The 25849-nt window shown below is 59.9% G+C and carries 23 protein-coding genes and 1 other RNA gene; 6 read left to right on the top strand and 18 right to left on the bottom strand.

The annotated features are described in order from the left end of the window. Nucleotides 1-14: 14 nt before the first annotated feature. The 8 genes from pnp to rimP form a co-directional block, all read right to left on the bottom strand. A complete protein-coding gene (pnp, locus tag PL599_RS21855) occupies nt 15-2162 on the bottom strand; it encodes a polyribonucleotide nucleotidyltransferase (protein WP_077983279.1) in 2148 nt (715 codons plus the stop codon). Nucleotides 2163-2441: 279 nt separating this feature from the next. After that, complete coding sequence (gene rpsO, locus PL599_RS21850; RefSeq protein WP_003492949.1) at nt 2442-2711, bottom strand: 30S ribosomal protein S15; 270 nt, start codon at nt 2709-2711, stop codon at nt 2442-2444. Nucleotides 2712-2875: 164 nt separating this feature from the next. Next, nucleotides 2876-3823, bottom strand: a complete 948-nt coding sequence (gene truB / locus PL599_RS21845) for a tRNA pseudouridine(55) synthase TruB (RefSeq protein ID WP_077983278.1) — start codon at nt 3821-3823, stop codon at nt 2876-2878. Nucleotides 3824-3826: 3 nt separating this feature from the next. Beyond that, entirely contained in the window at nt 3827-4243 is a 417-nt protein-coding gene (gene rbfA, locus PL599_RS21840; protein ID WP_004439055.1) for a 30S ribosome-binding factor RbfA, read from the bottom strand. A gap of 135 nt (nt 4244-4378) precedes the next feature. Continuing rightward, on the bottom strand, nt 4379-7117 hold the full coding sequence (gene infB, locus PL599_RS21835) for a translation initiation factor IF-2 (protein WP_077983277.1): 2739 nt from the start codon (nt 7115-7117) through the stop codon (nt 4379-4381). A gap of 102 nt (nt 7118-7219) precedes the next feature. Beyond that, nucleotides 7220-7921: an RNA-binding protein gene (locus PL599_RS21830; protein ID WP_077983275.1), complete on the bottom strand. Its 702-nt coding sequence runs from the start codon at nt 7919-7921 to the stop codon at nt 7220-7222. Beyond that, complete coding sequence (nusA, locus tag PL599_RS21825; RefSeq protein WP_077983274.1) at nt 7918-9534, bottom strand: transcription termination factor NusA; 1617 nt, start codon at nt 9532-9534, stop codon at nt 7918-7920. The genes PL599_RS21830 and nusA overlap by 4 nt, the downstream gene beginning before the upstream one ends. Nucleotides 9535-9597: 63 nt before the next feature. Further along, nucleotides 9598-10194 carry a ribosome maturation factor RimP gene (gene rimP, locus PL599_RS21820; protein WP_077983273.1) on the bottom strand — a complete coding sequence of 199 codons (597 nt, stop codon included), beginning with the start codon at nt 10192-10194 and terminating at the stop codon, nt 9598-9600. Nucleotides 10195-10480: 286 nt separating this feature from the next. Between rimP and PL599_RS21815 the strand changes: the two genes are divergently transcribed. Beyond that, nucleotides 10481-12109, top strand: a complete 1629-nt coding sequence (locus PL599_RS21815; protein WP_269825331.1) for an MFS transporter — start codon at nt 10481-10483, stop codon at nt 12107-12109. Nucleotides 12110-12131: 22 nt separating this feature from the next. Here PL599_RS21815 and PL599_RS21810 read toward each other — a convergent pair whose 3' ends face one another. After that, entirely contained in the window at nt 12132-13397 is a 1266-nt protein-coding gene (locus PL599_RS21810; RefSeq protein ID WP_269825332.1) for a lytic murein transglycosylase, read from the bottom strand. Nucleotides 13398-13434: 37 nt separating this feature from the next. Continuing rightward, nucleotides 13435-14040, bottom strand: a complete 606-nt coding sequence (gene recR, locus PL599_RS21805) for a recombination mediator RecR (protein WP_269825333.1) — start codon at nt 14038-14040, stop codon at nt 13435-13437. A 37-nt stretch (nt 14041-14077) separates the two neighbouring features. Here recR and PL599_RS21800 point away from each other — a divergent pair, with 37 nt between their 5' ends. Beyond that, entirely contained in the window at nt 14078-14713 is a 636-nt protein-coding gene (locus PL599_RS21800) for an MOSC domain-containing protein (RefSeq protein WP_269825334.1), read from the top strand. 55 nt (nt 14714-14768) lie between these two features. Here PL599_RS21800 and PL599_RS21795 read toward each other — a convergent pair whose 3' ends face one another. The 3 genes from PL599_RS21795 to ffs all read right to left on the bottom strand — a co-directional run bounded on the left by PL599_RS21795 (nt 14769) and on the right by ffs (nt 17167). After that, nucleotides 14769-15092 (bottom strand): YbaB/EbfC family nucleoid-associated protein, encoded by a 324-nt coding sequence (locus PL599_RS21795; RefSeq protein ID WP_006309920.1) that lies wholly within the window; start codon nt 15090-15092, stop codon nt 14769-14771. A gap of 24 nt (nt 15093-15116) precedes the next feature. Further along, nucleotides 15117-16991, bottom strand: a complete 1875-nt coding sequence (locus PL599_RS21790) for a DNA polymerase III subunit gamma/tau (RefSeq protein WP_173987808.1) — start codon at nt 16989-16991, stop codon at nt 15117-15119. A 79-nt stretch (nt 16992-17070) separates the two neighbouring features. After that, an RNA gene (gene ffs, locus PL599_RS21785) (signal recognition particle sRNA small type) lies at nt 17071-17167 on the bottom strand. Nucleotides 17168-17231: 64 nt separating this feature from the next. Here ffs and PL599_RS21780 point away from each other — a divergent pair. Continuing rightward, on the top strand, nt 17232-17660 hold the full coding sequence (locus tag PL599_RS21780) for an HIT domain-containing protein (protein ID WP_162520627.1): 429 nt from the start codon (nt 17232-17234) through the stop codon (nt 17658-17660). A 2-nt stretch (nt 17661-17662) separates the two neighbouring features. Beyond that, a complete protein-coding gene (gene nudC / locus PL599_RS21775; RefSeq protein WP_162854311.1) occupies nt 17663-18622 on the top strand; it encodes an NAD(+) diphosphatase in 960 nt (319 codons plus the stop codon). Nucleotides 18623-18637: 15 nt separating this feature from the next. Here the strand turns inward: nudC and PL599_RS21770 are convergent, their stop codons facing one another. Next, nucleotides 18638-19501: a prephenate dehydratase gene (locus tag PL599_RS21770; protein ID WP_080791958.1), complete on the bottom strand. Its 864-nt coding sequence runs from the start codon at nt 19499-19501 to the stop codon at nt 18638-18640. 11 nt (nt 19502-19512) lie between these two features. Then, entirely contained in the window at nt 19513-20268 is a 756-nt protein-coding gene (locus PL599_RS21765) for a 3-deoxy-manno-octulosonate cytidylyltransferase (RefSeq protein WP_269825335.1), read from the bottom strand. Nucleotides 20269-20418: 150 nt separating this feature from the next. Here PL599_RS21765 and PL599_RS21760 point away from each other — a divergent pair, with 150 nt between their 5' ends. Beyond that, nucleotides 20419-20994, top strand: a complete 576-nt coding sequence (locus tag PL599_RS21760; RefSeq protein WP_080791954.1) for a c-type cytochrome — start codon at nt 20419-20421, stop codon at nt 20992-20994. 82 nt (nt 20995-21076) lie between these two features. Here PL599_RS21760 and PL599_RS21755 read toward each other — a convergent pair whose 3' ends face one another. The 3 genes from PL599_RS21755 to PL599_RS21745 form a co-directional block, all read right to left on the bottom strand. Further along, nucleotides 21077-21805 carry a sugar transferase gene (locus tag PL599_RS21755; RefSeq protein ID WP_080791952.1) on the bottom strand — a complete coding sequence of 243 codons (729 nt, stop codon included), beginning with the start codon at nt 21803-21805 and terminating at the stop codon, nt 21077-21079. A 290-nt stretch (nt 21806-22095) separates the two neighbouring features. After that, nucleotides 22096-24390: a transglycosylase domain-containing protein gene (locus tag PL599_RS21750; RefSeq protein WP_269826201.1), complete on the bottom strand. Its 2295-nt coding sequence runs from the start codon at nt 24388-24390 to the stop codon at nt 22096-22098. A 146-nt stretch (nt 24391-24536) separates the two neighbouring features. Beyond that, entirely contained in the window at nt 24537-24995 is a 459-nt protein-coding gene (locus PL599_RS21745; protein ID WP_269825337.1) for a YbaK/EbsC family protein, read from the bottom strand. A gap of 459 nt (nt 24996-25454) precedes the next feature. Between PL599_RS21745 and PL599_RS21740 the strand changes: the two genes are divergently transcribed. Further along, entirely contained in the window at nt 25455-25664 is a 210-nt protein-coding gene (locus PL599_RS21740; protein ID WP_003492998.1) for a cold-shock protein, read from the top strand. The last annotated feature ends 185 nt before the right edge of the window (nt 25665-25849 follow it).

Genomic DNA, 25849 nt, shown 5'->3' with positions numbered 1-25849 from the left:
CTTGCGGGGCTGCCTTATTCGGCAGCGGCTTCGCCGTCTTCCTTCTTCTTGTCTGCAACGACTTCCTTGCCGGTCGCCTGGTCGACAACCTTCATGGACAGGCGAACCTTGCCGCGCTCGTCGAAGCCCATCAGCTTGACCCAGACCTTGTCGCCTTCCTTGACGACGTCGGAGGTCTTGGCAACACGCTCGGAAGCGAGCTGCGAGATGTGGACGAGGCCGTCACGCGCGCCGAAGAAGTTGACGAAAGCGCCGAAGTCAGCGGTCTTGACAACAGTGCCTTCATAGATGGCGCCGACTTCCGGTTCCGCAACGATCGAGTGGATCCACTTGCGGGCCGCTTCGATTTCCTTGCCGGAAGAAGAGGCGATCTTGACGGTGCCGTCGTCTTCGATGTTGATCTTCGCGCCGGTCTTTTCGACGATTTCGCGAATGACCTTGCCGCCGGAGCCGATGACTTCACGGATCTTGTCGACCGGAATGTTCATGACTTCGATGCGCGGTGCAAATTCGCCGAGCTGGCCGCGGCTCTCGGTGATGGCGTTGGCCATTTCGCCGAGAATGTGCTTGCGGCCACCCTGTGCCTGCTCGAGAGCGATCTTCATGATCTCTTCGGTGATACCGGCGATCTTGATGTCCATCTGAAGCGAGGTGATGCCGTCGGCCGTACCTGCGACCTTGAAGTCCATGTCGCCGAGGTGGTCTTCGTCACCGAGGATGTCGGAGAGAACCGCAAAGCGCTCGCCTTCGAGGATCAGGCCCATGGCGATACCGGCAACCGGCTTTGCCAGCGGAACGCCGGCGTCCATCAGTGCAAGCGAGGTGCCGCAAACGGTTGCCATCGACGAGGAGCCGTTGGACTCGGTGATTTCGGAAACAACGCGTAGCGTGTATGGGAACTGCTCTGCAGTCGGCAGCATCGGGCGGATAGCGCGCCATGCGAGCTTGCCGTGACCGATTTCGCGACGGCCCGGGGAACCCATGCGGCCTGTTTCGCCGACCGAGTAGGGCGGGAAGTTATAGTGCAGCAGGAAGCGTTCCTTGTACATGCCGGTGAGGCTGTCGACATACTGCTCGTCTTCGCCGGTGCCGAGGGTCGCAACAACGATCGCCTGGGTCTCGCCGCGGGTGAACAGCGCCGAACCGTGGGTACGCGGCAGCAGGCCAACTTCCGAAACGATCGGACGAACGGTCGACAGGTCGCGGCCGTCGATGCGGCTCTTGGTGTCCAGAACGTTCCAGCGAACGATCTTGGCCTGAAGGTGCTTGAAGACAGCGCCGATTTCTTCCGGCGTGTACTTGGCTTCGCCTTCTTCCGGCAGGAAGTGTGCCTTCACCTTGGCCTTGACGGCGTCGACGGCGGCGTAACGGGCGGCCTTTTCGGTGATCTTGTAGGCGGCGCGCAGTTCGGTTTCAGCAAGACCGAGCATTTCGTTTTCGAGAGCGGAAAAATCTTCCGGTTCGAATTCGCGCGGTTCCTTGGCGGCAACTTCGGCGAGCTTGATGATCGCGTCGATAACCGGCTGGAAGCCGCGATGACCGAACATGACGGCGCCGAGCATGATTTCTTCGTTGAGTTCCTTGGCCTCGGACTCAACCATCAAAACGGCGTCCTGCGTACCGGCAACGACGAGATCGAGAACAGACTCGTCCATTTCGTCCAGATGCGGGTTAAGGACATATTCACCGTTGATGTAGCCAACGCGCGCGCCGCCAACCGGGCCCATGAAGGGAACGCCAGAGAGCGTCAGCGCTGCGGAAGCCGCAACCATCGATAGGACGTCCGGATTGTTTTCCAGATCGTGCTGGATAACGGTGACGACGACCTGCGTGTCGTTCTTGTAGCCTTCAGGGAAGAGCGGGCGGATCGGGCGGTCGATCAGGCGCGAAACGAGGGTCTCGTTTTCGCTCGGGCGGCCTTCGCGCTTGAAGTAGCCGCCGGGGATCTTGCCGGCTGCGTAGGTCTTTTCCTGGTAGTTGACGGTGAGCGGGAAGAAGTCCTGGCCGGGCTTCGGAGACTTTGCGGAAACCACGGTCGCGAGAACCATCGTCTCGCCGTAGGTTGCGATGACGGCGCCGTCAGCCTGACGGGCAACCTTGCCGGTCTCGAGCTTCAGCGGGCGGCCTGCCCATTCGATTTCCACGGAGTGTTGATTGAACATATCTTGTCCTTGGTTGTGGCTGCCGCACCGGTATCGTGCCGGCGGTGGCAGCGCGGTGACGCAATCACGGGCAAGACAGCGGGAGGCTTTCGACAAGCAAGCATCCGGCAATCCTGCCCCATGACAGGTCTGCGGTTGAAAAAGGCGGCACCGGCCCATCCGGGTCACCCTTATCGTCCGGGGGCCACATCAGCGGCAAGCGCCCGGAAATTCATGTGGCCTCAAAAGACCGGATATAAAAACCGGCGGGCATCGTTGCGAAACCCGCCGGAGAAGTTATTAGCGGCGAATGCCGAGAGCACCGATCAGCTTGGAGTAACGGGCTTCGTCCTTCTTCTTCAGATAGTCGAGAAGCGAACGACGGCTCGAAACCAGCGTCAGAAGGCCACGACGGGAGTGGTTGTCCTTCTTGTGGTCCTTGAAGTGACCGGTCAGGTTGTTGATCCGCTCGGTCAGGATAGCGACCTGAACTTCCGGAGAACCGGTGTCGCCTTCCTTCGTGGCATATTCCTTGATGAGGGCGGCTTTGCGCTCTGCAGTAATCGACATCGGACGATCCTTTCTATTTTAAGGAAAAATGGGACGCCAAAGAGCCGGGATGTCGTCCAGCTCTGGCCATTCAGTAGCGCAGGCAAAGCCTAAGCTGGCGCTGCCTATAAACTATTCCGGGTGCAATGGAAAGAGGCGATTGATTCCCGCCCGCGCCGCCCGGCTCAGCCGAAAACCCGCTTCGGCCGGAACTCGCCTTCGCCGATCTCGCCAATGGCGACGAGCTTGCCATGCGCAGTGGCATAGGCTTCCGGATGGTTGGCGGGCGCGTCGCGCCCGCGCAGCAAGATGGGGTTGCCCATCTTCAGCCGGTGCGCCTGGTCGTCGTTGATGATGAGGCGGGGAAGGGCGGAAAGCGCCTCCGCCGTATCGATCAGATAGGCATCCAGCGCTTCCAACCGCTCGTCGCGGTCTTCCATGGCTTCCAGTGCCGTCAGCGTTTCGAGCGGCACCATCATCTCTTCGCCGAAGGGTGCGACCATGGTGCGGCGCAGTTCCGAGATATGGCCGAAACAGCCGAGATCGCGGCCCATGTCGCGCGCCAGCGCCCGCACATAGGTGCCCTTGCCGCACTCCACTTCAAAATGCGCTGTATCGGCATCGGGGCAGGCCAGCAGCGTCAGGCGATGGATTTCCACCTCGCGTGCGGGAATTTCCACGGTCTCGCCGTCTCGCGCCAGATCATAGGCACGCTCGCCGGCGATCTTGATGGCGGAAAATTGCGGCGGAGTCTGCATGATCACGCCGGTATAATGGGGTAGAATATCGCGGATTGCCTGTTCGTCCGGGCGCCGATCAGAGGAATCGACCACCTCGCCTTCCAGATCGTCGGTCGCGCGTTGCTCGCCCCAGGTCACGGTGAATTCGTAGATCTTCCGGCCGTCCATGACGTAAGGCACCGTCTTGGTGGCGTCACCGAGCGCGATCGGCAGCATGCCGGACGCGAGCGGATCGAGCGTGCCGGCATGGCCGGCCTTCTGGGCGTTGAACAGCCACTTGATCTTGGAAACGGCCTCGGTGGAGCCGAAATCGAGCGGTTTGTCGAGGATCAGCCAGCCCGAAATCGGACGGCCCTTGGGTTTGCGGTTCTGCTGTTTGCGTGGTTTGGACATGCTTCAGTTCTGTTCGTCGTCTTTTTCGTTTGAAGGCCCAAGATCGCGCTGCACTTCGGGTGAGCGCAGGAGCGCGTCGATCTTCTGGTAATTGTCGAAACTCGTATCGTCGCGGAAACGCAGTTCCGGCATGTATTTCATCTGCCGAAGCTGCGGTCCGAGGCGACCACGCATGAACTTGGCGTGGCGGTTGAGTGCCGTGATGATGTCGGTGTGATCGGCAACGCCAAGCGGCGTCACGTAGGCGGTAGCGATCTTGAGATCGGGAGACATTCGCACTTCCGAAATGGAAATGACGGTGCTTTCGATCAGATCGTCGCGGACTTCGCCGCGCTGGAGAATTTGTGTCAGGGCGGCGCGCACCTGTTCGCCAACGCGCAGCATGCGTTGGGAAGGGGCCGATGATGTAGCTTTTGCCATGGGTTATGCCTCAAACGGAGCGAGCGCCGGTTAAGCCGGCGCCCGACAGTAAAGTCCTGTTTTGCGGCGAGAACGCTCTTTGTTCTATCGCATTTCCGGACGGAAAACCGGGGGTCCACTTTTCCTGGAAATGCTTTAGAGCGTTCTCGTGATGTGTTCGACGCGGAAGCACTCGATGGTGTCGCCGGCGCGGATGTCTTCGTAGTTTTCGAAGGCCATACCGCATTCCTGACCGACCGGCACTTCTGCCACTTCGTCCTTGAAGCGCTTGAGGGTCTTGAGCTTGCCTTCGTGGATGACGACGTTGTCGCGAACCAGACGAACACCTGCACCACGCTCCACCTTGCCTTCGACGACGCGGCAACCCGCGACCTTGCCGACCTTCGTGATGTTGAACACCTCGAGGATTTCGGCATTGCCGAGGAAGGTCTCGCGACGTTCCGGCGAAAGCAGGCCCGACATCGCCGCCTTCACGTCATCCACCAGATCGTAGATGATGTTGTAGTAGCGGATTTCGATACCGGCGCGTTCGGAGGCCGTACGGGCCTGTGCGTTGGCGCGAACGTTGAAGCCGATGATCGCGGCGTTGGAGGCCTCGGCAAGCGAGATATCCGATTCCGTGATGGCACCAGCGCCCGAGTGAACGATACGAGCGCGGACCTCGTCGGTGCCGAGCTTGTCGAGCGAAGCGATAATGGCTTCGACCGAGCCTTGCACGTCGGCCTTGATGACCAGCGGGAATTCCTTCATTCCCGAAGTCTGCAACTGGCTCATCATCTGTTCCAGCGAACCGCGCTGGCCCGTCTGACGGGCGACAGCCTTGTCGCGTGCCAGACGCTGGCGGTACTCGGAAATCTCGCGAGCACGGCTTTCGTTTTCGACAACCGCGAAACGGTCACCGGCAGATGGCGTGCCGGAAAGACCGAGAATCTCGACAGGCATAGCCGGACCGGCTTCCTTGACGTGTTCGCCCTTGTCGTTGACGAGGGCGCGAACGCGGCCCCACTGGTCACCGGCCACGATGATCTGACCGGGCTTCAGCGTGCCCTTCTGCACGAGAACTGTAGCGACGGCGCCACGGCCGCGGTCGAGTTCCGCTTCGATGACGGTGCCTTCCGCGGTACGGTTCGGATCTGCCTTGAGGTCGAGAATTTCAGCCTGCAGCAGGATCGCTTCGAGCAGTTTGTCGAGACCAAGCAGTTTCTTGGCCGACACTTCCACGTCAAGCACTTCACCGCCCATCGATTCCACGAAGACTTCGTGCTGCAGGAGCTGCTGACGAACCTTTTCAGGGTTTGCCTCGTGCTTGTCGATCTTGTTGATCGCCACGACGATCGGAACACCCGCCGCCTTGGCATGGTTGATGGATTCGATCGTCTGCGGCATGACGCTGTCGTCTGCGGCGACCACCAGAACGGCGATATCCGTCGCCTGTGCACCACGGGCACGCATGGCCGTGAAGGCGGCGTGGCCGGGGGTGTCGATGAAGGTGATCTTCTGGCCGTTCTTCTCGACCTGATAAGCACCGATATGCTGGGTGATGCCACCGGCTTCACCGGCAACCACATTCGCCTGACGGATGGCGTCGAGCAGCGAGGTCTTGCCGTGGTCGACGTGACCCATGATGGTGACGACGGGCGGGCGGGAAACCATTTCGCCTTCATCGTCCGTCTGGTTGAAGATGCCTTCTTCGACGTCGGATTCGGAAACGCGCTTGACGGTATGGCCGAATTCGACCGCGATCAGTTCCGCCAGATCGGCGTCGATCACGTCGCCCGGCTTCATCATCTGGCCTTCCTTCATCAGGAACTTGATGACGTCGACGGCGCGTTCGGACATGCGCTGTGACAGTTCCTGAATGGTAATGGTTTCCGGCAGGATCACTTCGCGCATAACCTTTTCACGGGTTTCCTGCATCTGGCTGCGGCGGAATTTCTCCTGACGGCGGCGCATGGATGCCATGGAGCGGCCGCGCGGTGTGCCGTCTTCATCCAGATTGGACGAGGTGACCGTAAGCTTGCCGCGACGGCGTTCTTCTTCGGTCTTCAGGCGGGCGGCGGGCTTCGCAGGTGCAGGTGCTGCAACCTTGCCACGGACCGGCAGGTTACCACGGCGTGCACCGCGATCATCCTCATCGTCGCCATCGGTGCGACGCCCACGCGGAGCGACGGTTTCCGTGGTTGCGCGACCAGGTGCGGCAGCGGCGGACTGAGGGCGAGCATCCGAGCGCGGCGCCGGCTGAGTGGCGACTGCCGGCTTTTCAGCGGCCTGTTCGGATTTCGCTTCCACGGCCGGCTGGCTTGCCGCCACCTTGGCGGCTTCGGCTTCCTCGGCGGCACGGCGCGCAGCTTCTTCCTTTTCGGCGGCAATGCGGCGTTCTTCCTCGACCTTGCGGCGGGCTTCGTCTTCGGCCCGCTGCTTGGCTTCGATCACGTCACGAGCCTGCGCTTCCATCAGCGCGCGGCGGCGGGCTTCCATCTCGCCTGCGGACAGATCGTGCAGGACGTTCCCGCGCGGACGCTCAGGCTGGCGCTGCTGCGGTGCGGACGAGCCGGGACGCTGCTGCGACTGGGAGGAACCTGGACGTTGCTGCTGGCCGCTGGGCTGGTGGATGCGCGGCTGCGGAGCCTGCGGACGCGGTGCTGCCGCAGGGGCAGGGGCGGCCGGCTTCGGAGCGGGCGCTGCGGTCGAATGAACCTGCTTCTCGTCTTCCGGACGCAGGGGGCGGCGCTTGCGTGTTTCCACGACAACCGCGTTCGTGCGACCTCGACCCATATCCTGCCGCACGGTGCCCTGATTCATCCCGCCCGGCTTGAGGGTGAGAGTCTTCTTAGGCTGTGCGTTAAGTGTCTTGTCGTCGTTGTTGTCGGTCATTCCGTTCCCGTTCCTTCGGACGAGAACCGGATGACGTCCATCAGGTCTCGTCGTTCAATTGCTGCATCGGAACGCGGCGACCGTTGATGTCGGTTAACCGCGTCATTGTTCTGTCCGGGCAGCGTCGCGTTCCGCCTGAGATTGGCCGCCAAGGCGGTACTGCTCAAGCATCGTTGCGCGCTTCACTACACCCTCACCCGCCTGCCCTGCAAGCGCGCAGGCATGGATAAAAGCATTCTGGCCCATCAACTCGTCCATTTCGGCTTCGCTAAAGAGCCGGAAGGACGGAATTTCATTGCCGGCATCGCTGCCGAGCGCCCAGGCCTTGCGGGCCTGGTCCAGTTTTCTGACGCCATCGGCCGCAGCATCGGTCGCGTGAAACACGGCAATCGCGTTCCCGGACCGGACGGCAGCATCGACCTTCGTCGCGCCGCTGATGAACTGGCCCGCCTTGCGCGCCATATTCATCATACCAGCCACATGCTGCGCCATCAGCCGGTCGAGAAGAGTAAGAAGCTCGGCCCCGGCCTTGACGTCGCGTTTGAGAGCCCGCGCGAAGAGCTTCTTCGCGATGGCCTTCTCGATCAGGGCGCGCTCGGGTGTCACCCAGCAACCGCGCCCCGGCAATTGGCGTTTCAGGTCCGGCACGACGTTGCCGTCCGGTCCTGCGACGAAGCGGATCAGCTCATCCGGCGATCCGCTCTGCCTTGTCACAATGCACATACGTCCATTGACGTCGCCCTTGATCCGCCCGTCGTCATCCGTTTCGGGCAGATCGTCCGGCTCATGCGCCTGCGATGTCATTCCTGTTCGGCGGTATCCGCCTCCTCGGCAGCTTCCGCATCGGCTTCCTGTTCGGAAGCGAGCTCTTCGGCGGTGATCCAGCCTGCCAGAAGGCGAGCCTGCACCACCATGTTTTCGGCCTCGACGCGCGAAACGTCGAGCTTGGAGAAGATGCCTTCGAACTTCTTCGTCTCGCCGTCCTTGCGCTCGCTCCAGCCAACCAGATCGTCCGCTGCACAGCCGGCAAAGTCCTCGATGGTCTTGATGCCGTCTTCACCGAGCGCAACCATCATCTGCGAAGTCAGGCCATCGATCTGGCGCAGCTCGTCGGAAACGCCGAGTTCCTTGCGCTTGGCATCCATTTCGGCTTCCAGGCGCTCCAGATATTCGCGGGCGCGGGTCTGGATCTCATCGGCGGTGTCTTCATCGAAGCCATCGATCGAGGTAATTTCGTCGAGATCGACATAAGCGAGTTCTTCAACCTGCGCGAAGCCTTCCGAAGCCAGAACCTGGCCGACCATTTCGTCGACGTCGAGGGCTTCCATGAAGAGGGCCGTGCGCTCGTTGAATTCCTTCTGGCGACGCTCGGATTCTTCCTGCTCGGTCATGATGTCGATATCCCAGCCGGTCAACTGCGATGCCAGACGCACGTTCTGACCGCGGCGGCCGATGGCGAGCGACAGCTGCTCGTCGGGAACAACCACTTCGATACGCTCGGATTCTTCATCCAGAACGACCTTGGCGACTTCCGCCGGCTGCAGGGCGTTGACGATGAAGGACGCCGGCTCCTGGCTCCACGGAATGATGTCGATCTTCTCACCCTGAAGTTCGCCGACAACGGCCTGGACGCGCGAACCGCGCATACCGACGCAGGCGCCGACCGGATCGATCGACGAATCGTTCGAGATGACGGCGATCTTGGCGCGCGAACCCGGATCACGGGCAACCGACTTGATCTGGATAATGCCGTCGTAGATTTCCGGGACTTCCATGGTGAAGAGCTTCACCATGAATTGCGGATGCGTACGCGACAGGAAAATCTGCGGGCCACGCTGTTCGCGGCGAACGTCGTAGACATAGGCGCGCACACGGTCGCCATAACGCATGTTTTCGCGCGGGATCATCTCGTCGCGACGGATGATGCCTTCGCCACGGCCGAGATCGACGATGACATTGCCGTATTCGACGCGCTTGACGGTGCCGTTGACGATTTCGCCGATACGGTCCTTGAATTCGTCATACTGACGGTCGCGCTCGGCTTCACGTACCTTCTGCACGATCACCTGCTTGGCGGACTGGGCGGCGATACGGCCGAAATCCATCGGCGGCAGCGGATCGGCGATGAAGTCGCCGAGCTTGGCGTCGGGGTTGCGGTCGCGGGCGAGCTCCAGCGGGATCTGGGTCGAATAGTCCTCAGCCGCTTCGACCACTTCCAGAAGACGCTGCAGGCGGATTTCGCCGGTCTTGGAGTTGATGTCGGCGCGGATGTTGGTTTCCGAACCATAGCGCGAGCGGGCGGCTTTCTGGATAGCGTCGGCCATTGCGGCAAGCACGATTTCGCGGTCGATGACCTTTTCGCGCGCCACAGCATCGGCGATCTGCAGAAGCTCAAGCCGGTTAGCACTCACTGCCATTTTTTTATCTCCGTAAGTCGCATAATTGCGGGGATCGCCCGTTTCCCGGGCTTTACGTTGGAATTAGTCTTCGTCTGCTTCGTTTTCGTCGTTCTGGTTTGCGGCGGCGGCCTTTGCCGCCTTGTCTGCCCGCAGCGCATCACGAATAAGGTCGTCCGTCAGAATGAGCTTCGCATCCGAAAGCGCGGTGAACGGAACAATGACTGTCGGCTCTTCGCCATAAGCGATCTGGTCGCGTTCCAGCTTGAAACCGTCAGCATCAACCTCAACGATCTTGCCGCGAAACCGCTTGCGGTTCTCGACCAGAATGGAGGTTTCGACCTTCACCAGATGGCCCTGCCAGCGGGTGAAATCCGATTTGCGAACCATCGGCCGGTCGATACCGGGCGAGGAAACTTCGAGATGATACGCTTTATCGACCGGATCTTCCACATCAAGAACCGGTGAAATCGCCATCGAAATGGCTTCGCAGTCCTGAACGGTCATGGTTCCGTCTTCGCGCTCGGCCATCACCTGCAGCGTCATGCCGTTCTGGTTGGAGAGCCGCACGCGCACCAGAAGATAGCCCATGCCCGTCAGAACAGGCTCGATGATCTCGGCAATGCGCTGGTCGATGCCTGTTTCGGTTATCAGTCGCGGTTCTTGTGCGGTATCTGCCATCTGGCCTTCCGGTCTTTGATGTTCATCGGGCAGTCAGCCCGTGGTTTCCGGTTCGCCTAACGAAAAAGAGCGGAGCCTTGCGGCCCCACTCTTCATCAAGCGATCAAGAATTTCAAAGGTCATATAGACCTATTGGGGCAGGATTGCAAGGTTTTCGCAGGCGTCTGCGTTTCAGTAACGGTCCGGCCACATTTTCACCCTTACCATGCCGGAAAGGCTGGCATGATCGCCGGCGCTGTCTATAGTTGCCGTTTGACAAATCGCAGTTGCATCAAGTGGACAGAGCGTGCCTGACCGTAAATCGCCACTCGCGCCTTTAAGGCATTTGACTTACAGACGAATCTGGATCGCCAGCCTCGCCTCGAATTTCGGCGGACTGATCCAGGCGGTGGGTGCCGCATGGATGATGACCTCGCTTTCGAGTTCGGAAAACATGATCGCGCTGGTGCAGGCCTCCACCTCTTTGCCGATCATGCTGTTCTCGCTGATTTCAGGCGCGCTGGCCGACAGTTTCGACCGTCGCCGCATTATGATTTCGGCGCAGCTGCTGATGCTGACGGCCTCCGTGCTGCTCACCGTCTTTGCCTGGTCTGGCTGGCTCACGCCCTGGCTGTTGCTGTTCTTCACCTTCATGATCGGTTGCGGCACGGCGCTCAACAATCCCTCTTGGCAGGCGTCGGTCGGCGAAATGGTGCCGCGTGAGGATCTGCCCGCCGCCGTGACGCTGAACAGCGTCGGCTTCAACATCACCCGCAGTGTCGGCCCGGCCATCGGTGGTATCATCGTCGCCGCCGCGGGTGCGGCTGCCGCGTTTTTCGTGAATGCGCTGAGCTATTTCACCCTGATCTACGCACTATTTCGCTGGCAACCGCCCAATTATGCCTCAACCCTGCCGCGTGAGCAGCTTCTGGCCGCCATCTCCGCCGGCATGCGGTATGTGGCGATGTCGCCCAATATCGGCAAGGTGCTGGTGCGCGGTTTTCTCTTCGGTCTTTCCGCCAGCGCCATCCTTGCCCTGATGCCCATTGTCGCCCGTGATCTGGTCGAGGGCGGCCCGCTGACCTACGGTGTCATGCTTGGCGCTTTCGGCGTCGGCGCGATTGGTGGAGCCCTTATCAGCGCCAGATTGCGCGAAGTCCTGTCCAGCGAATGGATCGTGCGCGTCGCCTTTTTAGGCTTCGCTTTCAGCGCTGGCGTAACGGCGGTCAGCACGAGCGCCATCATCACGTCGATTGTACTGACCATTGCCGGTGCGTGCTGGGTGCTGGCCCTGTCGCTCTTCAACACCATCGTCCAGCTCTCCACCCCACGCTGGGTGGTGGGCCGGGCACTGTCGCTTTATCAGACGCTGACCTTCGGCGGCATTGCGGTAGGCAGCTGGCTGTGGGGCGAGTTGGCGGAAGATTACGGCATTTCCTATTCACTTCTCTGTTCGTGCGTTTTGATGCTGCTCGGCGTTCTCGTCGGCCTCAAGCTCGCCATGCCGGCTTTCGCCTCGCTCAATCTCGATCCGCTCAATCGTTTCGTGGAGCCGCCGCTGAGACTGGACGTCAAACCGCGTAGTGGACCCATCGCCATTCTCATCGATTATGAAATCCATGACGAAGATCTCGGTGAATTCCTGCCGCTGATGGCGGAACGCCGCCGCATCCGTCTGCGCGATGGCGCACGGAACTGGAACCTGATGCGCGATCTCGAAAACCCCGACATCTGGACGGAAAGTTACCATGTGCCGACATGGGTGGAATATGTCCGTCACAACCACCGCCGCACCCAGGCGGATGCGGAAGCCTGGGACCGGCTGCTGGAGCTTCACCGCGGCAAGACGCGGCCGCGGGTGCACCGGATGATCGAACGGCAGACCATTCCGCCGACCGACGATATCTTCCACAAGCCGCATACCGACCAGCATTGAGACACGATGGGCCGAAGGCGGATTATTTCAGCTTCGCCTTCAGCGTGGCATCGGGAAAACATGTCGGTGTGAGGCCGTTTTTCGACTGCCAGTCGCCGAGTGAGCGGCGCGTCTTGAAGCCCGCCAGCCCGTCCGCCTTGCCGACATCGTAACCCTTGGCGACCAGCGCCTTCTGCATGGCCAGCACGTCGGAGCGCAGCATCGACCCGACATTGCCCCAACCACCCTTGAACGGCCCTGCGCCATGGGCGATGCGATCGGCGAGATTGCCGATGAAGAGCGCGTAGAGATCGGAATTATTATATTCCTTGATGACGTAGAAATTCGGCGTCACCACAAATTCCGGCCCATGCCGCCCGGCCGGCACCAGCATCATGCCATCGGCGGTCAGGTCATTGGCAGGAAAGGCTTTTCCGGAAATACGGGTAATGCCCATCTTCGCCCAGTCGGCCACCGGGCGGGCAAGGTCAGGGCCTTCCTGCGCGCAGGAGACATTGGCGGGGATGGAGACTTCGAAACCCCAGTCGCGATTGCGCTGCCAGCCGCGCTCGGAAAGATAGTTCGCTATGGATGCCAGTGCATCCGGCACGGAATTCCAGATATCGCGGTGGCCATCACCATCGAAATCCACGGCATATTTCAGATAGCTTGATGGCATGAACTGCGGCTGGCCAAGCGCGCCGGCCCAGGAACCCATCATGCGTGATGCCGCGATATCGCCGCTTTCGACGATCTTCAGCGCGTCGATCAGTTCCGTTCGGAACATCTCCTTGCGGGTCGACATATAGGCTTTCGTGGCCAGCACATCGACCACGGAATGCGGCAGTTTCGCCCGGCCAAAACCGGATTCGCGGCCCCAGATCGCAACGACGATCTCGCCAGGCACACCATATTTCGCTTCTATCCTCCGCAGCGTCGCCGCATGCGTTGCCGCAAGCGAGCGGCCGGTGCCGGCAAGTCCCTGTAGTCGCTTTTCGGAGAAATAAGCGCCGGGCGATGAAAATTCCGCCTGGCTCTGGCTCTGCTCCTTTGGCGGCTTCTGGCCGGGAATGACAAGATCGGGCAGGCTCCAGCTGATGGAGAGGCCGCTGAGCGTGGCTTCAAGCGTCTTTTGCGAAATGCCGGCCTTGCGGGCTTCCGGCCAGATTTCCTTTTTCAGCCAGGCATTAAATTCGGCGTCATATCGGGCTGCCGCTGCTCCTGTCGGCGCCGACTGCGCCAAGGCCGTCGTTGCTGAAAAAACGGAAAGAAGTGCAGCCAGTACCTTCGGGGCAAAATGGTTTCGCATTCGGTCTCCTCTTTGAATGACGGGAGGGAGGTAGGCCTCAGATCGTCGTTCGCGCCCGAAGCGCCGCGGTCAATGTGCCCTCGTCGAGATAGTCAAGCTCGCCGCCCACAGGCACGCCATGTGCGAGCCTCGTGATCTTGATGCCGAGGTCGGAGAGGCGGTCGGTGATGTAATGGGCGGTCGCCTGCCCCTCCACCGTCGCATTAACGGCGATGATAAGCTCGCGAATGCCGCCGGCGCTCACGCGGTCGATCAGGCCCTTGATGTTCAGATCCTCGGGTCCAACACCGTCGAGCGGTGACAGCGTGCCGCCCAGAACGTGGTAGGCGGTGTTCATCGCGCCCGCCCGCTCCAGCGCCCAGAGGTCAGACACGTCTTCCACCACGATGATGACGGACTGGTCGCGGCGGTCATCGGCGCAGACGGTGCAGGGATTGATCGTATCGACATTGCCGCAGCAGGAGCAGATCTTCACCTTGTCATAGGCTTCGCCCATGGCATGGCCGAGCGGCCCGAGGAGCTGTTCCTTCTTTTTGATGAGATGCAACGCCGCCCGCCGCGCCGAGCGGGGCCCAAGCCCCGGCACTTTTGCCAGAAGCTGGATCAGTTTTTCAATTTCGGGACCGGTGACTCGTTTTGCCATGAGCGCTTTCTACTGCATAAATCGGGAAACGGGAATCATGAAGCTTGAAGGGCAGTCGATGAAAATCAGGGCGGTGTGTCGGGGCGAGGCAAAAAGCCTGCCGGGAAAGACGACGAAGACGGGCATCTTTAAACATGCCGTGAATGGCCCGGTCATGGTCGACGCGGAAGGCATTGTCAGCGACGCCGTCTGCAATCGCAAACACCATGGCGGGCCGGATCAGGCGATTTACGTCATGGGCTCGGTCGATCTCGACTTTTGGTCGAGCACCCTGGGTGTTAGGGTTGAACCCGGATTTTTCGGCGAGAACCTCGTGCTTGATGGTGTCGACAGCGCGAGACTGCATGTGGGCGACAGGTTTACGGCCAACGACATCGTGCTGGAGGTGACCGCTGCCCGCATCCCCTGCGCCACGCTGTCGGCCCGCATCGGCGATCCCGATTTTGCCCCGCGTTTCCGAGAGGCGGGCCAGCCGGGTTTTTATTGTCGGGTGCTGAAAGGTGGAATGCTTGCGGCCGGTGAGGAGGTGATGTTCGAACCCTATTCGGGAACGAAACTGCCGATACCGACTATCCTGCAGCGCTTCCGTCCCATGCAACTCAACGAAGCCGAACGCATGGCCTATCTTGAAACACCGATCGCAAGCCGGTTTCGTGCGATGCTGGAATCTTAAGGTCGCGTCGGGAGGATGGCGAAGGCTCAACGCCATCCTCTTCAGTTGGAATATCTCAGAAAGGCAGCTTCATGCCAGGCGGTAGCGGCAGACCTGCGGTCAGATCGGCCATCTTTTCCTGAGCCTGCGCTTCGCCCTTTTCTTTGGCGTCTTTATGGGCGGCAACAATAAGGTCCTCAAGGATTTCGACCTCGTCTTCTTTAAACAGCGAAGGATCGATTTTCAGGCCGCGCATTTCGCCCTTGCCGTTCAAAATGACGGTCACCAGACCGCCACCGGCCCGGCCTTCGATTTCGAGGGCGGCAATTTCCTGCTGCACCTTCTCCATCTTGGACTGCATTTCCTTGACCTTGCCCATCATACCCATGATGTCGCGCATGTGCCAATCTCCTGTTCTTCTTGTTTAAAACTCGATGTCGTCGCCGGGAAGGATGTCTCCTTCGCTCGATTCGGCAACCGATGGCGGGGCGATCTCTTCGGCCTCATCCTGTGCGGCGACGCGGATGCGCACGTCGGTGATTTTTGCGCCAGGAAACTGCGCCAGAATGGCGGCAACGTCAGGATCCTGACGCGCATCGACCAGGCGCGCATCGCGGGCATTGCCCTCCGCCTCGACCAAGGTCGGCTCACCTTGCTCCTTGCTGAGGCTGACGATCCAGTGGATACCAGTCCATTCCTTCAGCTTGACGCCAAGTTCACCGGGCAGCGAGCCGGGCGCACCTTCGCCGAGGCGCATATCGAGCCGGCCGGGCTCCAGCCGCACCAGCCGCACGAAGTTGCGTACCTTCGCCCGCATAACGGGATCGCGGTTTTTCTGGCAGAGATCGGCAATATCCTGCACCGAATTGACGGGAACCTTCGGCTCCGGCCGCTCTTCGGTTTTCGGGGTCGCGACCTGCATCTCCTGCGGCCGGCTATCTGGAACAGCGCGTAGCATGGTGGAGGGCTGCGGGCCCGCCTGCCTCGGGGCGGCAAAGTCTGCGGGTCTTGCCGCTGCCACGGTCTGCGCCGACGAATAGGCACGCGCGCCGCCGCCATTGCCACCGCCGGAAGGTGCGCCATTGGCGTAACCGCCGTCACCGCTGGAAAGCTCAAGCAGGCGCCGCGCCGCATCTTCCGGTGCCGGCAGGTTGGCGGCATGCGAAAGCCGAATCAGCACCATTTCAGCGGCACCCGCCGGGCGTGAGGCGTTTTCCGTTTCAGGAATGCCCTTCAGCAGCATCTGCCAGATGCGCGACAGCGCCGTCACCGCGATGGTTTCGGCAAACTCCGCGCCACGCACGCGCTCGATCTCGGAAAGCGAGGGATCTTCCGCCGCGTCAGGCACATATTTCATGCGGGTAACGAGATGGGTGAAATCGGCAAGATCGTTCAATACGACGACGGGGTTCGCGCCCGCCTCATATTGTCCGTTGAATTCCGAAAGGGCTGCCGCAACATCGCCTTTGACGACATGCTGGAAGAGATCGACAATGCGCGCCCGGTCGGCAAGGCCGAGCATGCCGCGCACCGCTTCGGCCTCCACACGGCCGCCGCCGTGGGCAATCGCCTGATCGAGCAGGGAAAGGCCGTCACGCGCGGAACCTTCGGCGGCGCGGGCGATCATCGACAGCGCCTGCGGATCGGCTTCGAAACCCTCCTTGCCCGCAATGGCGGTGAACAGTCCGACGAGATCGGCGGCGCTGATGCGACGCAGATCGAAGCGCTGGCAGCGCGATAGAACGGTGATCGGCACCTTGCGGATTTCGGTGGTCGCAAAGATGAATTTCACATGCTCCGGCGGCTCTTCCAAGGTCTTCAGAAGACCGTTGAAAGCCTGCGTCGACAGCATGTGCACTTCGTCGATGATATAGACCTTGTAGCGCGCCGAAACCGGGCGATAGCGAACCTGTTCGATGATCTCGCGAATATCGTCGATGCCGGTATGGGAGGCGGCGTCCATCTCGATCACGTCGACATGCCGGCCTTCCATGATCGCCTGACAATGTTCGCCGGGAATGCGAAGGTCGATGGTCGGCTTGTCGATGGTGTCGGTCTTGTAATTCAGCGCGCGGGCGAGAATGCGGGCCGTGGTCGTCTTGCCCACGCCGCGAACGCCGGTCAGCATATAGGCCTGCGCGATGCGTCCGGTCTCGAACGCATTGGTCAGCGTGCGGACCATCGGTTCCTGGCCGACCATCAGATCGGAAAAATCCTTGGGGCGATATTTGCGCGCCAGTACCCGGTAGCCGGTCCCGACCTGGGATTCGCTTGATGTGGGGGGTACGGTGTCGCTCATCGCCTCGCCAGTTTGTTTTGCCAGTTATCTTGGGGCGCTGAACTGGCCCGGCGAAAGCTGAGCACGTCTTTTAAAAAAGGTGGGAGGCTGGCACGGCGACCCGTGCCGGGCTCGTTAGGGCTGCTTCCTTCCGGACCTGACCCGGTTGGCGAGTGGCTCGTCCACCACCAACCTCCCGGGCCACATATCGGCAATATCGAAAGCAAATGCAAGCCAAGCCTTCAAAAAACTGCTATCACAATGAAAACAAACATGGAGGACGCCTTGGAGACATTCCGGCTGGACGAGAGACTGGCGCGCGACAGCGTGCTTGTGACGCGTTTGGGACTATGTGAGCTGCGTTTGCAAAACGACAAACGCTGGCCCTGGCTGGTGCTGGTGCCGCAGCGGGACGGCGTCAGCGAATTGTTCGATCTCACCCCGCTTGATCAGGCCGTGCTGACATTCGAGACCAATCTCGTCGCCTCCGCCTTGAAAGAAGTTACCGGAGCCACCAAGATCAATGTCGGGGCGTTGGGCAATATCGTCCGGCAGCTGCATGTCCATATTATCGCCCGCAACGAAGGCGACACCTGCTGGCCGGGTCCCATCTGGGGTCACGGAACGCCTGTGCCCTATGCCGCGGGCGAAAAGGAAACTTTGATGAAAAAAATCTCCGGCGCGCTCTGATGATGTCAATGAAAATTTTTGAATCCACTGCCCCGCATCCCGAAGCAAGCCTGCTGACGGCCTTTTCCAAAAACGCCCTCGACCGTTTCGCTGAAAAGCGGACGGAGGAGTGCGTGGCCGATGCGCTGAAAGTCGACGGCACTCATATTTTTGCCTTCTCGGGCAATCGGCTTGTTCTGAAACATGACGAGCAGGTCATCGATCCCCTGTTTTCCGCCTATGAACTCGCCGAGTTGCAGCCGGATTTCGACAATGCCGTGCTGCTCGGATATCGCGAAACCGGCGAGCCGAGAATTGCGGTGCCGGTCGCCGTGGCCGAGGATGAGCTCGCGAGCCACTATAAACTCGCCGACGCCCGTACCCTTTATCGCGATCATCTTCTCGATGAGGAATTGCTGAGCGAGGTTGCCCAGGCCGTCAGCCTCACCCACTGGAACGCCGACAATCGATTTTGCGGTAAGTGCGGCGGTGCCATGGAGCTGCGCATCGGTGGCTACAAGCGTATCTGCGCCGCCTGCAACCACACGATTTTTCCCCGCACCGATCCTGTCGTCATCATGATGACGATCGATATCGAGCGTGATCTCTGCCTGCTTGGCCGCGGTGCGCATTTTGCACCGGGCATGTATTCGTGCCTTGCCGGTTTTGTGGAGCCGGGCGAAACCATCGAGCAGGCCGTCCGCCGCGAAACGCATGAAGAATCCGGTGTTGAAGTCGGTCGCGTGCGTTATCACGCGTCGCAGCCCTGGCCGATGCCGCATACGCTGATGATCGGCTGTTATGCAGAGGCGCTGTCTTTCGATATTGCCCGCGATGAGATCGAACTTGAGGATTGCCGCTGGTTCACACGGGCGGACGTCGCAAAGATGCTGGAGACTGCAACGGGTGAGGGCTTTTCCGCGCCTCCCGGCGGCGCCATCGCGCACCGCCTGATGCGCGACTGGGTGGAATGGACGAAATAATCGCGTTCGGCAGGCTCAACCCTGGTTGAGCTTGCCGCGCATCGCATGGCCCTTGTAGACGCCGAGAATGCGAACTTTTTCAGAGAAGAAGCGCAGCTCGTCCAGCGCATGCCGCACCGGCTCGTCATCGGGATGGCCTTCGATATCGGCATAAAACTGCGTCGCCACGAATTTACCGCCGAGCTGGTAGCTTTCGAGCTTCGTCATGTTGATGCCGTTCGTCGCGAAACCGCCCATGGCCTTGTAGAGCGCGGCCGGAATATTGCGAACATTGAAAACGAAGGTGGTGACGACGATTTCGTCGCTCGATTGACGCTTGGCCCAGTTTTCATCACGGGAAAGCACAACGAAACGCGTGACGTTGTTTTCCGAATCCTCGACGTTTTCAGCGAGAATATCGAGGCCGTAGAGGCTGGCGGCAAGGCGCGGCGCAAGGGCTGCCATGCTGCGGTCGCCCTTTTCAGATACCAGTCTCGCGGAGCCCGCCGTATCGCCGGCGATGACGGGCTTCCAGCCGTTCGAGCGGATGATTTTCCGGCATTGGCCCAGCGCGTGAATGTGGCTGTGGACGGTTCGGATCTCGTCCTTTTTCACGCCCGGCATCACCATCAGCTGAAAGCGGATCGGCATGAAATATTCGCCGATGATGTGCAGGCGCGATTCCGGCAGCAGGTGATGAATATCCGCAACGCGGCCGGCCAGCGTGTTTTCAATCGGGATCATGCCGAGATCGGCTTCGCCGTTTTCAATGGCGTTGAAGGCATCCTCGAATGTCGGGCAAGGCAAGGGTTCCATATCCGGGAACATGTCACGGCAGGCCATATCGGAATTCGCACCGAATTCGCCCTGGAAGGCAATGCGATTTGTGCTCAAGGTCATGGGACTTTCCGTTAGAGAGTTCTGCTTGCGAGGATTTGGCGGGCTTTTTCCAGATCGTGCGGCGTGTCGACACCGAGCGGCACGGAACTGACGATTTCCGCATCGATGCGCATGCCCGCTTCCAGCGCGCGCAGCTGTTCCAGCCTTTCGCGCTTTTCCAGCGGCGAAGGCGGCAGGCTGACGAATGTCTCAAGTGCTGCACGGCGATAGGTGTAAAGCCCGATATGATGATAAAGCGGGCCATCGCCGTAAGGGGCGGTGGTGCGGGTAAAATAAAGCGCCCGCAGCCGTGTGTCGGAAAGCGGGCTGCCAACGACTTTCACGACGTTCGGATTGGTTTTTTCTTCCTCGTCGGTGATTTCGACCGTCAGTGTCGCAATATCGACGGCGGCATTTTCCAGCGGACGCAGCGACGCGCGGATCGTCTCCGCCTCGATGGTCGGAAGGTCGCCTTGGACATTGATGACATATTCCGCCTTGCCATAGGGGTCGGCCTTTTGCAGCGCTTCGAAAATGCGGTCCGAGCCGGACTGGTGGTCGTCGCGTGTCATCATCACGTCAAAACCGGCATTCTGAACGGCGGAAAATACCTGCTCGTCATCGACCGCAACGACGATTCGTTCGGCGCCGGCCTCGCGCGCCCGAAGGGCCACCTGCACGATCATTGGCTTGCCGCCAATGTCGGCGAGCGGCTTGCCCGGCAGGCGCGTGGATGCCATCCGCGCCGGTATGAGGACGACAGCTTTCTCGAATTCCCGATTCTTCATCCGACACCCTTCAAATCCCGCCCGAAAAGTGTCAAAACGTCACGGTGTGGGGACCATTATTCAAGTTGCGCAGGCTGTGCAAAAGCCATAGCTTTCGAGTAATTTCAAGATGCCCGGTTATATGGAGCGGATGCGAGGGAGCGCATATAGATGAATTCTTATGTTAATATGGGCGTTGGGGCGTTGCTGGGCACGGTTTTCGTTCTGATGTCGGTGTCGATTGCCTCTGAGGGCATTTTTCATGCGCCGGCGCCCGAGAAGGAAGGTTACGCCATTGCTGCGGCAGAGGGTGGCGGCGAAGCAGCCGGCGGAGAAGCCGCGGCAGCCGCGACGCCGATCGCGCAATTGCTTGCGAGCGCCGATGCCGCCAAGGGCGAGACGGTCTTCAAGAAATGTACGAGCTGTCATACCGGAGAGAGTGGTGGTGCAAACAAGGTCGGCCCCAATCTCTTCGATGTCGTCAACCGGCCGATCGCCAGCCACGAAGGTTTCAGCTATTCCGCAGGGATGAAGGATTTCTCCAAAGGCGGTTCCGTTCACTGGGATTACGATCATCTCAACTACTTCCTCGAAGCTCCGAAGAAACACGTTCCCGGCACGGCCATGGGCTTTGCAGGCGTGAAGAAGGAAACCGAAAGAGCCGATCTCATCGCTTATCTGCGCTCGCTGTCGGCAAACCCGGCACCTCTTCCGGATCCGAATGCAGCGCCCGCACCGATGAACTGATCGCCATGATGTTCAATGATAAAAGCCCGGCATCGCTGCCGGGCTTTCGTTTTTTTACGACTGGACGAATGGCTCGTGAAAATCAGAAACCCTTGCCGCCGCGCAATTCGGAAATCACCGTTCCGACCATGATCTTGATATCCAGCCAGATCGAAAAATTGTCGACGTAATAAAGATCGGAGACGATTCGGGCGCGGGCCTTGTCGCTGCGATCCGTCGGGCCGCGCAATCCTCGCATCTGGGCAAGGCCGGTAATGCCCGGCCGCACCCTGTGCCGCATATGGTAGTGTGGCACAAGCTCTTCATAAAGACGACCGGCCGCCAGCATGCCGATGGCATGGCAGCGAGGCCCGACCAGTGACATATCGCCTTTCAGCACATTCAGAAGCTGCGGCAGTTCATCGATATTGGTGCGGCGAAGAATTGCGCCGATCCGGGTTATTCTGGGATCGTTCTTCACCGTCTGCGCCACACCGGTGGCATCACAAAGGTCGGTTCTCATGGAGCGGAATTTATAGACACGGATTTTCCGCCCGTTCATACCCCAGCGGACCTGCGAAAACAGGACCGGCCCCTTGCTGTCGAGTTTGACCATCACTGCGACGGTGAGCAACACCGGCGCGAGCGCGACAAGGGCGATGGACGCCCCTGCAATATCCATCGTTCTTTTGAGCGCGAACTGGCCGCGCAAAAATGCGGAGACGGTTTTTTCCGAAGAGGAAGGTTGCGTTTCCGGCGATTCGAAAGTTGTGGCTGCGGAATAGGAGGCACCGTAAAAAACGGCATGCGATGAGCCTTTAGTACCCAGCATAATATAGAGCCCTGAAAAGTTATTTTGATAGAAGAAAATTAATTTATATGAAGGATTAATAATTCATTTACCGTAAAAAGTCATGCGAAATGTCACCGCTCTGGCGCAAATGGCAATCTACGGTTAATGCGACTGCACGCGGATGTTGTAAGGGCTAGCATCCTCTCCGCTCGTGGCTGCGGAGAGGGCCTGTTGCATGGAACCAAACCCTGTAAAATCGGGAGTTTTCTGCAGCGATGGCGACATTGCCATCGACCCCGCGACCAGCGCCTGCCGCGTGTTCTAAATCGTTAGTTTCCCATGAGAATATCGAGCAGGGTCGTCTGCTTCGGTCGGGATGGCCTCTGATCGCCGATTTCGGCGGGTGGCACAGGCCCGTTGCCGGCTGAATAGCCGGGTTCGATATCGCGGGAAGGGATATTTGCCGGCGGCATCGGCACGCCCGGCTGATTTGGGTTTGGCGCAACCGGGGCCTGGGGGTAGGCATGGTTATCCGCAGTCCCGCCGCCGAGCGCATTGGAAATGATATCGCCGATGGAGGAGGGCGCGCTTTCCGGCGCCGGTTGCTGCATTTCCCCGAGCGGCGGAACACCCGATGCACCGAGGCCGAAGAGCGGCGAAGGCGACAGCCCCGAATGGGCGGCGGTCATGAAATCTTTCCAGGCCTTTGCGGGAAGGCCGCCGCCGGTGACCTTCTTCATTGATGTGCCGTCGTCATTGCCGAACCAGACACCTGTGGTCAGGTTGCTTGTATACCCGACAAAAAGGGCGTCGCGGAAGGACTGGGTCGTGCCCGATTTTCCAGCCGCCTGCCAGCCTTGAAGGCGCGCGGCCTTGCCGGTGCCTTCGGTGATGACGCGGGACAACATGCCGTTCATGGTCGCGGCGATCTCTTCGCTCAGCACACGCGGCGGATTGTCGTATTTGTTTTCGTAAAGCACCTTGCCGTCGGCATCGGTGATGCGTTTGACGATATGTGGTGTCGCCTTGTAGCCACCATTCATGAAGGGAGCATAGGAGGCCGTCAGCTCCATCAGCGACACTTCCGAGGTGCCGAGCGCGATGGAAGCATTGTTCTGCAGCTCGGATTCGATGCCCATGCGATGCGCCACCTGTGTCACACGATCAGGGCCGACTTCCATCACCAGCTGTGCGGCGATCGTGTTCAGCGAATTGGCAAGCGCAGTGGCGAGCGTGACTTCGCCGCGATATTTCTTCTCGTAATTTTCCGGTGTCCAGTTGCCGATGCGTACCGGTGCGTCATTGCGGATCGTGTAGGGGGTAAGCCCCGCTTCGAGTGCGGCGACGTAAACGAAAGGCTTGAATGCGGAGCCGGGTTGCCGCTTTGCCTTGACGGCCCGGTTGAACTGGCTCGCGGCATAATCCGCCCCGCCCACCACTGCCCGGATCGCGCCCGTGCCATCGATGGAAACCAGCGCCGCTTGTGAGGCGCTCTGCTTCTTTCCGTCACCTTGCAGCACATGGGTCAGCGCCTTCTCGGCGTCGCGTTCGAGATTGGGGTCGATGGTGGTATCGACAACGATGTCCTGCTTGACCTCGCCGACCAGGCTGCGCACTTCTTCCAGCACCATATCGGCGGCGTAATGCTCGGCGCCCGACCAGAAACGTTTCGCCTTGGTCGGGGGCTGCGACATGGCGGTCTTGATTTCGTCATCGGTGATGAAGCCGACATCGCGCATGGATTGCAGCACGACCTGCGCCCGTTCTTCCGCCGCCTGCGGATCGCGCGCCGGTGAAAGGCGTGAGGGGGCTTTGAGAAGCCCGGCGAGCATAGCCGCCTCGCCCAGATTGACGTCGCGCGCGGATTTGTTGAAGTAGCGCCTAGACGCCGCCTCGACGCCATAGGCGTTGGAGCCGAAATAGACGCGATTGAGATACATCGCGAGAATCTGGTCCTTGGTGAACTTGTGTTCCAGCCAGAAGGACAGCAGCACTTCCTGAACCTTGCGTTCCAGCGTCCTGTCCGGCGAAAGGAACAGGTTTTTCGCGAGCTGTTGCGTCAGAGTCGAGCCACCCTGCACGGCGCGCCCCGTCAGCACATTCGTGACGATGGCGCGTCCGAGGCCGAGCGGATCGACCCCGAAATGCGAATAAAACCGCCGATCCTCGATCGCCATGACGGCCTGCGGAATATAGGGCGACATATCTTCCAGCGCGAGCGCCTCGCCGCCGGTCGTGCCGCGATTGGCAAGCACGCTGCCGTTGACCGAAACGATCTTCACATTCGGCGGACGTTCGGGAATGGACCAGCTGCTGGCGCTCGGCATGCGCGCACCATAATAAAGGACAAGCCCGGCAACGCCGATACCGCCCCAGATGCCTAGCACGATGCACCAGTAGAAGAGGGAGCGGATGAAGCCCATGACGCCGCGACCGGAATTGCTGCTGCGCTTTTCTTTCTTGCGGGAGGTGGTGCGACTGGATGCCGGCTTCGGGTTTTTGGCCTGCTGTTTTGTGGTTCCGCCAATGCGCTCGCTGGCGTCAAGACGCAGGTCATCGCCGGACTCGTGGAAATCCCCGAAGGAGGGTTCTACCCGTTCGCGTGATTTACCTTTGCCTGCCATCCAGCCGAAGTCGCTCCTATTTGCGAAACCGTGCACATCCCGTTCGGGTTTAAGGCGTCTATGCCTGCGCGATTCTTAATCCAGGATGAAGAGTTTAAATGCGGCAATTTAAGGCGGGGTTAAGTCTTGGCCGGATCACATCGGCGTCATTGGCAGACGTCGACCCATTCCGCTCCAGTCAATTCGGCCATAACCTCCGGCGAAATCTTCACCGCCGCATTGGTGGCACCGGCCGCGGGAACCACCTCGCGATAGTTTTTCAGCGATATGTCGCAAAACACCGGAAGCCGAGAAGGCAGGCCGAAAGGGCACACGCCGCCGATGGGATGGCTGGTCACGGCAACAACCTCTTCCGGGTCGAGCATGCGCGGCTTTACGCCGAAATGATCGCGGAATTTGCGGTTGTCGAGCCGCTTCGTGCCGGCGGCGACGACGAGAAGAATGGTATCACCCGCCTTCAGGCAAATGGTCTTCGCAATCTGGTCAGGGTCGACACCATGCGCTTCGGCGGCCAAAGCGACCGTCGCCGAACTCGCTTCCGTTTCAATCACGGCAACCTCGGGTGACTTTTCGGTGAAAAAAGCTCTGACGGATTCGATAGACATGCGTGTTTATTAGGCGTTACGCGGAGAAGCTTCAAGTCGCCCCGGAATAGCTATGCAATATGCGCAATGCTGCGCTGCGATGAAACGTCTGTTTTTTAAGCTGGTATCCTGTATCTTCAAATCATCGAAGCGACGCACTCCTCCTCCCAGCGTCGCTCGATTGGACTGACAATACTCCTCCTCCCAATTGTCAGTCAGTTTCAAGAACCCGGCGCACCTCCTCCCGCGCCGGGTTTTTGCGTTCCTGGCCTGGCCCCTACTTAACCCTGACCAGTTGGCCGTGTTCAAAGAAACTTGACTTTCAGCCCCTTCCCACCTAGGTACTTCGCCATCGATATTTGTTTGACGACCAGAGCTTCGGCGTCTTTTTAGACGCTCACGACGATCTTTTCCTTCAAATTCGACCCAAGTCCGCACTGCTTGCAGTGCAAATACAATTGCCAACGGAAGGAAATCGTTATGGCGACTGGTACAGTAAAGTGGTTCAACGCAACCAAGGGCTACGGCTTCATTCAGCCTGACGACGGTTCGCAGGACGTATTCGTTCACATCTCCGCTGTTGAGCGTGCGGGCCTCACCGCCCTCAACGACGGCCAGAAGCTCTCCTACGAGCTGATGCAGGACCGCCGCTCGGGCAAGATGTCCGCAGGCAACCTCGTTGCTGCCTGATACGCGCTTTGGCCCGCAAGGGTCACTCGCATGAATGGAAAGGCCGGATTTTTCCGGCCTCAGACTGCTGACAAACCCCTGGCGTGAGCTGGGGGTTTATGATTCATTGGGACATGTTGAAGAAACCTGCTCCTGAACAGACCGCTCTCGAGATGGTGACGCTCGATAGCCTGGTCCCGAAAGAT

This window comes from Agrobacterium sp. ST15.16.055, assembly GCF_027956555.1.
GTDB lineage: Bacteria > Pseudomonadota > Alphaproteobacteria > Rhizobiales > Rhizobiaceae > Agrobacterium > Agrobacterium salinitolerans.
Note: the sequence above shows the minus strand (reverse complement) of the source record. Positions and strands in the feature narration are given on the sequence as shown.